General features: G+C 73.4%; 11 protein-coding genes. 8 read left to right on the top strand and 3 right to left on the bottom strand.

Annotated features, from left to right (window positions below; genetic code table 11):
- The 4 genes from EMA17_RS45270 to EMA17_RS45255 form a co-directional block, all read left to right on the top strand.
- The coding region (locus EMA17_RS45270; RefSeq protein WP_126643051.1) for an ABC transporter ATP-binding protein at positions 1-551 on the top strand (551 nt) is incomplete at its 5' end.
- Complete coding sequence (locus EMA17_RS45265; RefSeq protein ID WP_126643050.1) at positions 545-1,780, top strand: ABC transporter permease; 1,236 nt, start codon at positions 545-547, stop codon at positions 1,778-1,780. The genes EMA17_RS45270 and EMA17_RS45265, both read left to right, overlap by 7 nt.
- Before the next feature lie 606 nt (positions 1,781-2,386).
- Positions 2,387-3,451, top strand: a complete 1,065-nt coding sequence (locus tag EMA17_RS45260) for a hypothetical protein (protein ID WP_126643049.1) — start codon at positions 2,387-2,389, stop codon at positions 3,449-3,451.
- A 241-nt stretch (positions 3,452-3,692) separates the two neighbouring features.
- Entirely contained in the window at positions 3,693-4,742 is a 1,050-nt protein-coding gene (locus tag EMA17_RS45255) for an SIS domain-containing protein (RefSeq protein ID WP_126643048.1), read from the top strand.
- A 44-nt stretch (positions 4,743-4,786) separates the two neighbouring features.
- Here the strand turns inward: EMA17_RS45255 and EMA17_RS45250 are convergent, their stop codons facing one another.
- Entirely contained in the window at positions 4,787-5,188 is a 402-nt protein-coding gene (locus tag EMA17_RS45250) for a winged helix-turn-helix transcriptional regulator (protein ID WP_126643047.1), read from the bottom strand.
- A 101-nt stretch (positions 5,189-5,289) separates the two neighbouring features.
- On the opposite strand from EMA17_RS45250, the gene EMA17_RS45245 reads away from it, so the two are divergent.
- Complete coding sequence (locus tag EMA17_RS45245) at positions 5,290-5,928, top strand: NAD(P)-dependent oxidoreductase (RefSeq protein ID WP_126643046.1); 639 nt, start codon at positions 5,290-5,292, stop codon at positions 5,926-5,928.
- Positions 5,925-6,083 carry a hypothetical protein gene (locus tag EMA17_RS52310; RefSeq protein WP_160161799.1) on the top strand — a complete coding sequence of 53 codons (159 nt, stop codon included), beginning with the start codon at positions 5,925-5,927 and terminating at the stop codon, positions 6,081-6,083. Before EMA17_RS45245 ends, EMA17_RS52310 begins: the two co-directional genes overlap by 4 nt.
- A 52-nt stretch (positions 6,084-6,135) precedes the next feature.
- Here the strand turns inward: EMA17_RS52310 and EMA17_RS45240 are convergent, their stop codons facing one another.
- Positions 6,136-7,299: an ROK family transcriptional regulator gene (locus EMA17_RS45240; protein WP_126643045.1), complete on the bottom strand. Its 1,164-nt coding sequence runs from the start codon at positions 7,297-7,299 to the stop codon at positions 6,136-6,138.
- A 110-nt stretch (positions 7,300-7,409) separates the two neighbouring features.
- Positions 7,410-8,156 carry a GntR family transcriptional regulator gene (locus EMA17_RS45235; RefSeq protein WP_126643061.1) on the bottom strand — a complete coding sequence of 249 codons (747 nt, stop codon included), beginning with the start codon at positions 8,154-8,156 and terminating at the stop codon, positions 7,410-7,412.
- 628 nt (positions 8,157-8,784) lie between these two features.
- Between EMA17_RS45235 and EMA17_RS45230 the strand changes: the two genes are divergently transcribed.
- Together EMA17_RS45230 and EMA17_RS52305 are read left to right on the top strand one after the other, a co-directional pair.
- Positions 8,785-9,960, top strand: coding sequence for a chitinase (locus tag EMA17_RS45230; RefSeq protein WP_174861530.1), 1,176 nt, complete (start codon positions 8,785-8,787; stop codon positions 9,958-9,960).
- Between the two features lie 709 nt (positions 9,961-10,669).
- On the top strand, positions 10,670-14,238 hold a 3,569-nt coding region (locus tag EMA17_RS52305), incomplete at its 3' end, for a HEAT repeat domain-containing protein (RefSeq protein WP_160161798.1).

Genomic DNA, 14,238 nt, shown 5'->3' with positions numbered 1-14,238 from the left:
CCCTGGATCGGCCGACCGAGGGTGTGGTGCGGTTGTTGGGGCACGACGTCGCGGGTTTGACGGATCGTCAGCTTTCCGGGGTGCGGGCGAACTGGATCGGTTTCGTGTTCCAGCAGTTCTTCCTGACCGAGCATTTCACCGCGGTGGACAATGTGGCGAACGGTCTGTACTACCACGGGATTCCGGTGCGCGAGCGGCGTGAGCGTGCGGCCGAGGCGTTGGCGCGGGTGGGTCTCGGCGGTCGGCTCGATCACGTGCCGCGGGAGTTGTCCGGGGGCGAGCGGCAGCGGGTGGCGATCGCGCGGGCGTTGGTGGCGCGTCCGGCGCTGGTGTTGGCGGACGAGCCGACCGGTGCGTTGGATTCGCGTTCGGGGGCGACGGTGATGCGGTTGTTGCACGAACTGCACGCGGACGGCACCACGATCGTGGTGATCACGCACGACCCGGGCATCGCCCGGTCGTTGCCCCGGCGGGTGGAGATCCTGGACGGCCGCATCCACGCGGACACCGGTGCTCCGAGCGCGGAGCCGGCGGGGGTGGCCGGATGGTGATCCCCGGTCGGGACCGGGGCCCGGCGTCCACGCTCGTGCCGTTGCCGGACACCGCCCGGCTCGGTCCGGTCGACGTGGTCCGGGTCGGGCTGCTCGGGGTGCGTGGGCGGCCGATGCGCGCGATCCTGTCGGGCCTGGGCATCGCGATCGGGATCGCCGCGATGGTCGCCGTGCTCGGCATCGGCGCGGCCAGCCAGGCCCGGTTGATGGACCAGATCCGCAGCCTGGGCACGAACATGCTCTCGGTCGGGCCCGGCGACTCGATGTTCGGCGGCAAGGTGCCCCTGCCCGAGGAGGCCGTGGACATGGTCCGCCGGATCGGTCCGGTCACCTCCGCCAGCGCGACCGCGCAACTCGACGGCCGGAGCGTGCGTCGCACCGATCGGATCGATCCGCGCGAGACCAAGGGCATCACCGTCGCCGCCACCCGCGAGGACCTGCTCGCCACCATCGGCGGCAAGACGGCGAAGGGCCAATGGTTCAACGCGGCCACCTCCCGCTACCCCACGGTCGTACTCGGCGCGCGGGCGGCGGAACTGCTCGGGGTCGACGGGCCGGACCGGCAGGTGTGGATCGGCGACCGCTGGTTCACCGTGATCGGCGTGCTGAAGCCGGTCCCGCTGGCCCCCGAGGTGGACCGGTCCGCGCTGGTCGGCTGGCAGGCCGCCAAGGACCTGCTCGGCTTCGACGGGCACCCGACCCGCATCTACGAACGCTCCGCCGAGAACGCCGTCAACGACGTCCGCAACGTCCTCGCCGCGACCGCCAACCCCGCCGACCCCGCCGGCGTCAAGGTCAGCCGCCCGTCGGACGCGTTGGAGGCGCAGTTGGCCGCCAAGAACACCTTCACCGGCCTGTTCGTCGGACTCGGCGCCGTCGCGCTGCTGGTCGGCGGGGTCGGGGTGGCGAACACCATGGTCATCTCCGTCCTCGAACGCCGCCAGGAGATCGGACTGCGGCGCGCGTTGGGCGCCGGGCGCGGGCAGATCCGACTCCAGTTCCTGACCGAGGCGATCACCCTGTCCGGCCTCGGCGGGGTCGCCGGCGTGCTCCTCGGGCTGATCGTGACCAGCGGATACGCGCACGCGAAGGGATGGCCGCTGGTACTGCCCTGGCCGGCCATCCTCGGCGGCGTCGCGGCATCGGTGGCGATCGGCGCACTCGCGGGGCTGTACCCCGCCGGACGCGCGGCACGACTGCCACCCACGGAGGCGCTGAACGCGGCCTGAGGGCGCGGACGAGGCCCGAGCCGGCCGCCGATCGGGTGGAGCTGGGCAAAGGCTGGGCAATTCCTGAGTGTTGGCTGGGCAAGATTTCACCACCACGCGCGCAGACTCGCGCCACCGACCGTCGACGAGACCGTCCGACTGCGGATTTCACCCTCCGCGTTCGGGCGGTTTCGCCGCGTGCGGGCCCGAGTTGGGGATTCCCCGGCCGCCGGAGACCGGCCAACCGACGGGAGGGGTTCGGCCGATTCCGGCGGTACCGAAGCGGCGCATTCCGCATTCGTGCAGGTGGGAGGGGGAGAGGAGGCGCAACGTACGACCAGATGATGACGCCGACCCGGTCATGTCATCGATTCGGTTGACGGTGGCCGGCAGCGAAAGTCGGTAATCTTTGAGACGGAAAAGCGGTTCACCACCCCTCGCATCGCCCGGTCGACCGGAATCTGTCGCAACCGCGGAGCGCCCGCCCTGCGTCAACCCACCCGACCGGTGTGTCGTGTCCTCGTCCTACGATGACGCTGCAGAGGGCAGGGCGTGGTGAACACCACATCGCCACCGGCTCGGGTCCGGGGCTGTCGGACTCGACGAGTCGTTGGGGGTTGATCAGCAGTGTTGCGCGTTCTCGACGATCGCCGGGACGACGGTGACGACGTCGCCGGCGGCGGGTCCGCTCCTGCGGGCACCCTCATCGAGTCACGGCGGCCCGACGCGGCGGAGACGACCGGCGGGTCCGACGCGACGCCCCGGACCACCTCGAAGGCGGACCGCGGCGGAGTCCGCGGCGTGCTGTGGTCCGCTCCGTGGCAGCTGCTCCTCTTCCTGTGGCGGACGTTGTGCGGCGAGTGGCGCGGCATCGTGGCCGACCCGGTGCGTCAGCTGTGGCGCAGCCGCGGCAAGGGTCTCGCGCTCGCCGTGGTGGCCAGCTCGGCGGTGATCTTCTTCCACGCGATCGGGCAGACCCCGGCCGGCAAGACCGTGGTCCGGCTCGTCGGTGGGGTCAGTGCCGACCTGCCGCTGTGGTTGGCGCTGCTGCGCACGCCGATCTCGCTGTTCGTGCCCGCGCTGAACCTGCCGGTGTGGGCTGGCATCACCCAGCTCTTCCTGGCGTTCGCGATCGCCCAGCTCTCGCTCGGCGTGGGTCGTACGCTGATGGTCGCCTACGTGACCACGCTCGCGGGCACGATGGGCGCCCGGATCATGATCGCGATCGGCCCGGACCACGCGCTCGGCCTGCCGTCCTCGGCGGCGCACGTGCTCGACACCGGCCCGTCGGCGGCCGTGGTGGGCCTGTTCACGTATCTCTCGATCATCCACCGCGCGCCCATACTCTTCACCATCACCGGTGGGTCGATGGTCCTGGAGTCGATCATCCTGCCCAACCTCGCCGGCCGTGAGCACCTGATCGCGGTGGGTGCGGCGATCGTGCTCGGCCTGCTCGCGGGGCGGACCCGGCCGGGGTGGTTGGCCTGGACGGACGGGCCGCGGGAGCGGGTGCGGGCCGTGGTGGCGGTACCGGTGGCCGGGGTGCGTACGTTCGGCGCGATGCCGCGTGTGTGGCTGCGGGCCAGGCGGGACGCGCGACGCGGGTCGAGGGCGGTGCCGGTGGGCAGGGTGGACCTGAGCAAGGCCGACCTGGACAGGGTCGTCGCCGGGCGGGCGCGCGAGAACGCGTAGCCGGATCGGGCGGAGGAAGCGGGCATGCGCGAGGCGCGTGCCCGCTTTGTTTTGTCCTCGACGGCGGTCCTCGATAGTGGTCTAGACCAATATTGCCCGGTGCTCGGCGCGGTGGATACCTTCGGGGCACCGCGCCGGAGGTCGTTCCGGGGCGGGTCGAGGCGGGTCGGAGTCGGGTTGGTTCGCCCGTACCGCCTTCGCCTCGTACTCCGCTTCGTCGCAGTCCGGAGGTACCACCCACATGCTCGATTCCCCCGTGCCCGGGTCGGTGATGGCCCGTGAGATCGCGGCGCAGCCCGAGGGGTTGGCGCGGATCCTGGCCGACGGGCTCGGGCCGATCCGGGCCGCCGCGGCCGAGATCCGGGCCCGCGATCCGAGGTTCGTCCTGTTCACCGGGCGCGGGACGTCCGACAACGCCGGGCTGTACGCGCGCTATCTCACCGAGGTCCTGCTCGGCCTGCCGGCCGGGCTCACCTCGATGTCCACCACGACCGCGTACCGCGCCCGGCAACGGCTGGCCGACTGCCTGGTGGTGACGGTGAGCCAGTCGGGGGGTTCGCCGGACCTGATCGCCTCCGCCCGACAGGCCCGCGAGGACGGCGCGTTCACCCTCGCGGTGACCAACAACGCCGACTCGGTGCTGGCCCAGGAGTCCGATCTGCATCTGGACGTACTGGCGGGCCCCGAACTGGCGCTGCCCGCGACCAAGACGTACACGGCCGAACTGCTCACGCTGTTCCTGCTCGTGGACCACATCCGGGGCGGTACGGGCGAGGCGGCTCTGGGGTTGCCCGCCGCGGCTCGGGCGATCCTGGAGCGGCGGGCCGAGATCGAGGCGCCGGCCGAGCGGTACCGGTTCGCGGACCGGCTCGTGGCGACCGCGCGCGGCTACGGGTATCCGACCGCGTGCGAGGCGGCGTTGAAGATCATGGAGACCAGCTACATCGGCGCCCAGGCGTTCTCCGGCGCGGACCTGATGCACGGGCCGCTCGCGATCGTGGACCCGGGCTGGCCGGTACTGGCGGTGGCGCCGGAGGGCGCGGGCGGCCGGGCGTTGCGGCCGGTCCTGGATCGGCTGCGCGAGCGCGGCGCGGACCTGTTCCTGGTCGGCGCGGCCGAGCCGGTGGCCGAGTACGGCCGGGGCTTCGTGTTGCCGGGCGGGGTGGCCGAGGAGGTGTCGCCGATCCTGGAGATCCTGCCGCTGCAACTGCTGGCGCGCGAGATCGCGCTGGGGCGCGGCTGCGACCCGGACGCGCCGCGGGCGCTGGCGAAGGTGACGGAGACACGGTAGGCGGGGGCGGGCTCGGGTGGTGCGGCCCCGGGCCCGCGCCGTTTTCAGGCGGTGTGGTCCGGGGCCGTCGACGCCTCGCGGGCGTCCAGGAGTTCGTCCCAGTTGGCCGCGGCCCACTCGCAGGCGGCGGCCATCGGGACCAGCATGCCTCGGCCCAGCGGGGTGAGGGCGTAGGTCACCCGGCGGACCGGGGTCTTCGACGCGGTGCGGCTGATCAGGCCGTCGCGTTCGAGCGCGCGCAGGGAATGGGTCAGCACCTTCGCGCTGACGCCGTGCATCGGTACGCGCAACTCGGAGAAGCGGCGCGGACCGCCCTCCAGGCAGCGGATGATCATCCCCGCCCACTTGTCGCCGAACCGGATCGGGGACAGGTTCGACGGGCAGACCGGGTCGAACATGTCCGCGCGCAGTGGTTCCCCCGTGAGTTGCCTCGTGGCCTCGCTCATGCGTCCACGGTAGTCGGTATCCGGGAGGTAACCACGACCCCGGATAGCGTGCGCGGCGGTGGTCGACACAGGGATCGGCCCGGATATACGGGGTGTGTTCGATGAGCGACATCATCGTCTTCGGCGCGGGTGGACGGACCGGTCGGGCCGCGATCGCGGAGGCGCTGCGGCGCGGACACGGGGTCACCGCGGTGGTGCGTGATCCGGCGAAGTACGGGGACCTGGCCGGGGCGCGGGTGCGGGTGGTCGCCGGTGACGTGACGGACGCGGGCGCGGTGGCCGAACTCGCGGCGGGCCACGACGGGGCGATCGCGGCGGTGTACGACCCGGCGGCGCCGACGGCGGACTTCTTCACGCGCGCCGTGCGGGCGCTGCGCGACGGGCTGGACCGGGCGGGCGTGCGGCGGCTGGTGTGGGTGGGGCTGGCCTCGGTGTTGCCGACGAAGTCCGGCGTGTTGTTGATGGACACGGCGGGATATCCGCAGGAGTACCGGCAGTTCTACCTGGCGCACGGGGAGGGCAACGCGGTGTTGCGCGGGGCGGGCGGCGGGCCGGACTGGGTCGTGTTGAGCCCGGCCGGGGACTTCGATCACGCCGGTACGCGCACCGGCGTGTGGCGGCGGGCCGACGGTGATGCCGAAAGCCGGGTCTCCTACCCGGACTTCGCCATCGCGCTGCTCGACGAGCTGGACACCCCGACCCGGCACGGCGTGCACGTCGGGATCGAGGACGGCCGATGACCGGGCGGGTGGTCGGCGAGCGGGTGGTGGACGGCCCCGAGCACATCGGGCGCCGGCCGGCGCCCGGCGGGCGGGACGGGGAGGGTCCGGACGACCTGCCGCCGACCACGCGCGGGCGCCGGTCGGGGCCGCCGCGGCGGATCGCGTCGGTGTAGCCGAGGGTGCTGTACCGCTTCGCGGCGCGCGGGTGTGTTTCGGACCGCGCGCCTAGGCTCTCGCCGAGCCGGTGTGTTCGACGGCGAAGAGGCGGTGTTCGGCGCGGTCGAGGGCCACGCGGACGGCGCCCAGGGCCACGCCGTCGCCGCCGAGGGCGGACAGCTCGACGCGCGGCATGCGCAGGCACAGGCGTTGCAGCTCGGCGGTCAGGGGCGGTACGGCGTCGGCGAGGCCGGCCGCCCAGCCGCCGATCACCACGATCTCCGGGTCGAGGGCCAGGACCAGCGCGGTGACGTCGTGGATCAGGCGTTGGACGAACCGGTCCACCGCCTCGCCCGCGGTGCGGTCGCCCTCGGCAGCGTGCCGGAACACCTCGCCGACCGCCGCCTCGTCCAGCGGCGGCAGGGGGGTGCCGGTGGTGGAGAGCAGGTTTTCCGGGGTGACCTGGCGGCCGAGCAGGTGCAGTGCGCCGATCTCGCCGGCCGCGCCGCCGAAGCCGCGGTGCAGCCGACCGTTGATGAACGAGCCGGCGCCGGGGCTGAGGCCGGCCATCACGTAGACGATGTCGTCGGAGCCGACCGCCACGCCCTTCCAGCGCTCGCCGATCGCGGCCAGGTTGGCGTCGTTCTCCACTTGGACCGGACAGCTGAACGAGCGGCCGAGCCGGCCGCCGAGGTCCAGGCCGGTCCAGCCGGGCATCGCCGAGGACAGGGTGACCACGCCCTCGGTGTCCACGATCCCGGGGGTGCCGACGCCCACGCCCCAGAGCGAATTGCGCGAGACCTGGGCCCGCCGCAGGGTCTCGCTGACCGTGGCGCGGACCCGTTCCAGGCGGTCCTCGGCCTCGCAGCCCTCCTCGACGGTGCGGGCGGCGCGGCCGATGATGGTGCCGCCGAGGTCGGCGAGGACGACCCGGATGCGGTGTACGCCGACGTCGATGCCGAGCAGGTGGCCGGCCTCCGCGTGGAACCGGAAGCGCCGGGCGGGACGGCCGCGCGGACGGCTGCCGTCCTCGCCCTCGGCGGTGGTGGTCTCCACGACCAGGCCCTCGGCGAGCAGACCGTCGACGACGCCCTCGACGGTGGGTCGGGACAGACCGGTGGCCTCCATCAGGGCGGTCACCGTCAGCACCTCGCCGCCGCGCAACGCACGCAGGGTCGCCGCGGAATTGATCCGCCGGACCACGGAGGAATCCCCGCCGGTCGCCTGTGCCACAGCTCTTGTCCTCTCCCCGCGTCGTCACACGGGACGTTCGTCCGGGCCGCCGCACCCGTCATGCGCGCCGTCGTCGCCAGGCGCGGATGGTACCCGGATTTCGGGTCGGATCAGGACGCGGGCCGCAGCGCGGTCGGCCCGGCCTCGGCGAAGGCGAGCCGGCAGGTGTCGGCGCGATAGGTGGCCACGGTGACCGCGGCCGTGCGGCCGAGCGCGGTGTACGTCGTCGTCACGACCAGGACGGCGGTACCCGGCGGACGCTCCAGATAGCGCGCCTCCTCGGCCTCCGCCACGGCCAACTCGACCGCGCGGTGGCGCCCTTCGAGGCGGTGGCCGCGCAGCTGACGCAACATCAGCGACGCGCGCTCGAAGTTCGGGACGCGGGTGGAGAGGGAGGGCACGACGGCGCGCGAGACGTAGAGGCATTCCAGGCCGACCACCTGGCGCATGGAGAACTGGCGCCGGCGCAGACGGTGGACCAGGGCCGAGGGGCGGCCCTTGAGGGTGTCGGCGAACTCGTCGGTGACCGGCACGGTGGCGCAGTCGATCACCTCGCGGTCGCGCAGGTCCACGCCCGGCCAGCCCTCGCCGTCGGCGCCGAGGGAGACGTCGACGCGGGGGCCGGCGACCGTGGTGCCGGCGCCACGCTTGCGGACCAGGCGGCCTTCCAGCTCCAGCTGCTCCAGGGCGTGTCGGAGGGTGGCCCGGGCGACCCCGAAGCGCGCGGCGAGGTCGCGCTCGTTGGGGAGGATGTCGCCGGAGTTGAAGTCCTCGTCGATCGCCTTGAGCAGGGAGGTGCGCAGTTGCCAGTACTTGGGTTCGCCGAAGACAGCCGTCTCGTCCGGCATTGTCGCCATGCTGCTCACGGACGCCCCCTCGGCTCCCCGACGCCTGCGCGGCGCGGATTTATTGCATGCTCGGTTTACTAAAGACGGTTGAATATAACCGCGTCGGACCACGAAAGGTCCAGACCAAGTCGGATGAACTTCCCGGTGACCTGTCTCACATCGCCACATGCGACGCGACACCTCCTGCTCGACCTGCGCGAAGGACACGCCCCGCCGGGGCGGACGTGGGGCGAGGGAATCGCGGGGGGAGCCGAACGTCGGGTCGGATTCCGGCGGGGATCACGCTCGGACCACACCCCCCGACGAGGCCTCGCGCCCCAACCCTGCGCCACGGCGGGAACCACCCGACGACCTGGTTTGCTCACCCCGGAAACGCCCGGACGAACATTCGGGAACGAGTCCTCGGGGCCGAGGCGTGCGCACGCGTCGCCGGGCAGCGCTTCGGTCCGCGTTCGCCTGCCCCCGCCATCCCGGCGATCGGCGGCAAAATTGGTCCAGTCCAATGTATTGACGGTGTGGGAGGGGAGGGCCACGCTTTGGCCATTGGTCTATACCAAGTCCCCCACAGGAGTCCCCCGTGGCACGTCGTTTCGTCCCCATACTTGCCGCTGCCGCCGCGTCCGCCGGGTTGCTTTCGATGTTCGCGCTCACCGGTGGAGCCACCGCCGCCGGGCCCGCCGCGTCCGCGCCGGGCGGCGTCGGCAGCAACTGGTATGCCGCCGCCCCCTACCTCATGCCCCTCGACAACGACCCGCCGGACGCCGGTGCGGTCATGGACGCCACCGGCCTGAAGGCGTTCCAGCTCGCGTTCATCCTCGCGCCCAACGGCGGTGGTTGTACGCCGACTTGGGACGGCACGAAGCCGGTCTCCACCGATACCGCCGTGGCGGGCGTGATCGCCGCGATCCGGGCCAAGGGCGGTGACGTCTCGGTGTCCATCGGCGGCTACGGCGGCACCAAGCTCGGTCAGACCTGCGGCACACCGGAGGCGACCGCCGCCGCGTACCAGCAGGTGGTCGACAAATACGGGCTCAAGGCCCTCGACTTCGACCTGGAGGAGCCGGAGTACGAGAACAGCGCGGCCATCCGCAACGAGATCGGCGCGGCCAAAATCCTCCAGCAGAAGAATCCCGGCATCTACATCTCGGTGACCACGGCCGGCACCGCCGACGGCACCGGCTGGTTCGGCAAGCAGATGCTGAACGAGGCCAAGGCGCAGGGCTTCACGCCGGACAACTTCTCGATCATGCCGTTCGACGGCGGCTTCAACGGAGCGGCGTCGCAGACCTCCGCGCTGACCAACTTCAACTCCATCCTGCGCAGCACGTTCGGCTGGGACGCCGCCACCGCCTACGCCCACGAGGGCATTTCGCAGATGAACGGGCGCAGCGACACCGGCGAGTACTTCTACCAGGCGGACTTCCAGACGGTCTACGACTACGCGATCAGCCACCACATGGCGCGCTTCACGAACTGGTCGGTCAACCGCGACCGGCAGTGCACGCCACCGGACAACGGCGGGCGCACGTCGGGCGTGTGCAGCAGTGTTCCGCAGGCGCCCTGGGACTTCACCAAGTTCTCGGTCCGGTTCGCGGGCGCCACGCCGCCCACGACGCCGCCGACCACGACTCCTCCGACGACCGACCCGCCGGGCAACTGCACGATCGCGCCGTGGGATCGCGCGGCGGTCTACCAGAGCGGCAACTCCGTTTCCCACAAGGGCCATTCGTGGAAGGCCAAGTGGTGGACGCAGGGCGAGGAGCCGGGTACGACCGGTCAATGGGGGGTGTGGCAGGACCTGGGGCCCTGCTGAATCCGCCGCGCCGGCCGCACCCGATCGGTGCGATCGGCCCACCGGGAGGTCGAGTTGGTACTCGGTCGACCGGTGGGCCGGTCGGTGGCCGAGGGCGTCGTTGACGGCGCGCATCGTGATGTCGTCCATTGCGCGGCGGGATGCGGCGAAGGTCTCGGCCGGCGGGTCCGGGACGGTGTCGTCCCGGGAGTGCGGTCGGTGGCCGGGGTGGTTCCGCTCGGTGATCGCGGCCCACGCCACCTGGTCCGGCTCGTGGTCGGTCAGGGGCAGCCGGGCGTGGATCAGGGTCGGCACGTCCCGGAAACCCCGCTCGGACAGGAACGCCGTGCCCGGCGAGCCGGCCTCGGCCCGGGCGCGCAGGGAGCGGCGACCCGCCTCCCGGGCGGCCTCGACGGCCGCGTGGGGCAGAGCGGTGCCGACGCCGTCGCGGCGCTCGGCCGGGTGTACGTGCACCTCCACCTCGGCTGGGTGGTCCTGGCCGGGCGGTGGGGGTTGGGGCTCCGCCTCGGGTCGGCGGGCGGGGTGAGGCAGGTCGTCGGCAAGGGGGCTCCATGGCTGGTGCCTGGTGCGTGGCGTGTTTGGTGCCCGGCGTTTCGGTGGGCGGCGGTCGGACGGCGAACCCGGCCGGCCCGGTGCGTCGGCGGCAAGCGTCGCGGCGGGTGGGAAAACCCGTTCGTCGCGCGTCGCGGGGCCTGCCTAGGATCGAGCGATGACGATCCCCGAGCAGGACGCCGTCTCGGACGCCGTGGCGCGGGCCGATGCCGCGTGGCTCTCGGCGTACTTCGACGGGGTGCCGTGCCCGATCCCGGTGCTTCGGGTCCTGGTCGCGCACGAGGACCCGACGCTGCGACACCTCGGCGTGGTGTTGCTCCGGGAGCGGGTCGGGCGGCCCGGGGGTGGTGCGGACGGCGAGGCGGCCGCCCTGCTGCCGCATGTGTCGGCCGGATCGGGTGAGGCGGCTCTGCTGCTCGCCGAGGTGTACGCGCGATTGGGCGCCCCCGTTCCGGACCGGCGCACTGCGGAGTGGCCGGCTCGGGTGCGGATCGCCTGGCTGCGGGCGGAGATCGTCGCCCGGCCGGAGGCGACGGTGCGGGCCGAGCCGGCGGGGGAGGAGTTGTACCGGGCGGTCGAGGGGATCGACGCCGGTGCGGTGGACGACGTCGAGGCCCTGCTGGACGGGCTGTCGGCGCGGCCGGACCCGGTATTGCGCGCGGCGGCGCTGCGGGTTGTGCGGCAGGCGTTGGCCGATGCGTTGATCGGGCCCGGGCGGGCCCGCGCCCGGCTGGTCGAACTGCTGGATCCGGCCGCCGGCGCCGAGGTGGTGGCGGGGGCGTTGGCGGAGTTGGCCGCGCCGTGGGCCGCCGAGGAGATCCCGGCCGGGCTGGAGCGGGCGCTGCGCCGGCTGCTGCCGGAGTTTCCGGACGCGGTGGAGGTCGCCGCGCGGTTCGGCGCGATCGGGCTGCTGCGCGAGGTCGCCGCGGATCCCGGGCTGCCGGGGCGGCAGCGGCAGCGTGCCCTCGCCGCGATCGGCGACTTCGCCGAACGGGGCGATGTGGGCGCGGTGTTGCCGATCGCGGTGGCGGATCCGCCGCTGTTCGCCGAGCCGATGACGGCCTGCCTGGGGGCGATGCATCGACGCGGGCACTTCGTCCGGGACGAGGACGTGCCGGCCGTGATCGCCATGGCGCTCGCCGACCACCGCGTCGCCGCGGTCGACGTGGCGATCGTGCTGTATACGGTGCGGCACGAGGCACTGCGGGTGCTGACCTCGGTCGGAGACGATCACCCGGACTGGCCTCGACGCGTGGAACTGCTGTCCGCGTTGGCCGCGCAGGGTACTCCCGATCTGCCGGTCGGCGAGGTGCTGACCGCTCGGTTGGCCGGTGCCGCTCGGCCGGAGCCCGTACTCGCCGCCCTTCGCGCGTTGCGGTACACGGGCGCAGAGGAGGCCGTGTTGGCCGCGTTGCCGCGGGCGCCCCGGGCCGCGTTGCGTGCGTTGGAGGCGATCGGCGGGCCGCGAACGGTCGCGGCGTTGCGCGAGGGACTGGGCGTGGTCGACCCGGGTGGCGTGGTGGTGCCGTACCTGCGCGGGGTGGCCGACCTCGCGCTGGAGGTGTTGTGGCACCTCACCGACGACCCGCACCGGCGCCGGGAGTTGCGGGCCCGACTCGACCGACGCGCACTGCCCGAGCGGATCGCGGCCGACCTCGGGATGCCGGACCCGGACGAACTCGCCCTGCTCGCCGCGGATATCGACGTGGACCGCCCGGTCGCCGCACTGCGCCGGCTCGCCCGCGACGGCGACGCGCGGACCATCCCGGCGCTTGCCGACCTGCTGCTGCGGGTGGTGAGCGACCTGGTGGCGAACCGGGGCGAGGAGATCGCGGAACCGGTGGTCCCGGACGAGGTGGTCGAGGCGATCGGCGCGCTCGGCGAACGCCTGTACCGGCGCCGCGCGTTGCGCCCGGTGTGCCTGCTCGCCGCGACCGACCCGAAGGCGGCGCGCGCCGAACTCGTCCGCGACATCACCCTGGACCTGATCGACCGCGAGGGCGTCACCGACGCCGAGCTGGTCGTCCTGCTCGAACTCCTGTCCCGGGACCACGAGGCGACCGGGTGCGGTACGCGTCGGGCGGAGCCCGGGGTCAAGGACCGTATCCACCACCTGATCCGGCATCGCGACCCGGACGTGCGCAAGCACGCCATCGCGCTGATCGCCCGGGACCCGGGCGCAGCCCGTTCGTTGTCCGCGAGCCTGATCCCGCTCACCACCTCCTCGGATCCCCGGACGGTGCGTCAGGCCCTGCGCGCGCTGGGCCGGATGCGGGCCCGGTGGGCGGGGGAGGCGATCGCGGCGTGCCTGGGGCACCCGGTGATGAACGTCCGGAAGACGGCGGCCCGGGCGCTGGTCGACGCCGGCACGCCGAGGCAGGTTCCGGTACTGCTCGGGTGGCTCGGGCGGCACGACAACCCGGGACTGCGCGACTCGGCGACGGCGGCGCTCCGGGCCGTACTCGGACCGGCCTACCAGGCGCGGGTCCTGGAGGCGGCGGAGCGGGCGACGGACGCGCGCGAGCGGGCGCTGCTGATCGAGGCCCTGGACCGGGAGTGGTCCGCCCGCGCGCCGGCGGCGCTGGTGCGTCGCGGCTCGCCGGTCGCGGGGCCGGTGCTCGCCGGTCTCGCGCGGGGGGACTTCGCGGTGCGGGACGGCGGGATCCGGGACCTGGCCGAGGAGTTCGCGGCGCACGGCATCGCGGTGCCGAAGCCGGCGGCCGAGGCGTCGGAGGAGGACCGGGAACTCCGGGCCGATCTGCGCACCATGGCCCGGCGGGCTCGGCCCGACCACGAGGTGCCGGCCGTGGCGCGGTTGGTCCGGCGTGGACTGAAGGCGTCGACGCTCGACCGACACGGCGCCCTCCGGGAGGTGTTGCCGCAGGTGCTCGGCCTGGCACGGCAGCGGTCGGCCGATCGGGCGGCGGTGTTGCGGTTCGTGGTGGCGACGTATCCCGCGCCGTGGTCGGACGCCGAACGCGCCGCGTTCGCCGACGCGTACGACGTGCTCGCGGCCGAACTCGGCACGGTGGACGGGGTCGGCGCGATCCTGGAGGCGATCGCGGGCTCGTTGGCCGAGATCGCCGCGTTCGACCTCGGCCGCCGGATTCGGGCGTTGCCGGACCCGGCCTTCGTGGGTCGGACCCCTCTGGCGGTACTGCGGTGTTGTGGAGCCGTCCGCACGCGCGAGGACGTGGAGCGCGCACTGGCCGGGGTGCGTTCGGGCCCGAACCCCTGGGAGGCCGAAGTCGCGGTGCTCGGCGAGGCGTTCCGGCCGGAGGGTCGGGTGGATGCCGAGGGCTCCGAGGCCCGGGACCCCGAGCGGGTCGCCCGGCTCGACGCCTGGCGATCCGGGCTCGCCGCCGCCGTGCGCTCGCCGCAGGCGCTCGCCACGTTCCGTGCCGAGACCGACACCGAGGCCGATATCGCGACCAGGACCGCACCCGGCACAGGCACCACCGAGACCGCGCCCGGCACCGGCACCGGGACCGAGACCGGGACTGGCACCGGGACCGAGACCGCGACCGGCACCGCGACCGGCACCGCGACCGGGACTGGCACCGGGACCGAGACCGCCACCGCAACCGGCACCGGCACCGGGACCGGCACCGAGACCGAGACCGGCACCGGCACCGGCACCGGGACCGAGACCGGCACCGGGACCGAGACCGGCACCGGGACCGAGACCGGCACCGGCACCGAGACCGGCACCGGCACCGAGACCGG

Source organism: Embleya hyalina, assembly GCF_003967355.1.
Taxonomy (GTDB): domain Bacteria; phylum Actinomycetota; class Actinomycetes; order Streptomycetales; family Streptomycetaceae; genus Embleya; species Embleya hyalina.
This window is presented reverse-complemented; position numbering and strand designations above follow the sequence as displayed.

Coding starts and splice junctions, on each gene's coding strand:
- EMA17_RS45265 (WP_126643050.1), top strand. CDS start 545: ATGGTGATCCCCGGTCGGGACCGGGGCCCGGCGTCCACGCTCGTGCCG.
- EMA17_RS45255 (WP_126643048.1), top strand. CDS start 3,693: ATGCTCGATTCCCCCGTGCCCGGGTCGGTGATGGCCCGTGAGATCGCG.
- EMA17_RS45250 (WP_126643047.1), bottom strand. CDS start 5,188: ATGAGCGAGGCCACGAGGCAACTCACGGGGGAACCACTGCGCGCGGAC.
- EMA17_RS45245 (WP_126643046.1), top strand. CDS start 5,290: ATGAGCGACATCATCGTCTTCGGCGCGGGTGGACGGACCGGTCGGGCC.
- EMA17_RS52310 (WP_160161799.1), top strand. CDS start 5,925: ATGACCGGGCGGGTGGTCGGCGAGCGGGTGGTGGACGGCCCCGAGCAC.
- EMA17_RS45235 (WP_126643061.1), bottom strand. CDS start 8,156: ATGGCGACAATGCCGGACGAGACGGCTGTCTTCGGCGAACCCAAGTAC.
- EMA17_RS45230 (WP_174861530.1), top strand. CDS start 8,785: ATGTTCGCGCTCACCGGTGGAGCCACCGCCGCCGGGCCCGCCGCGTCC.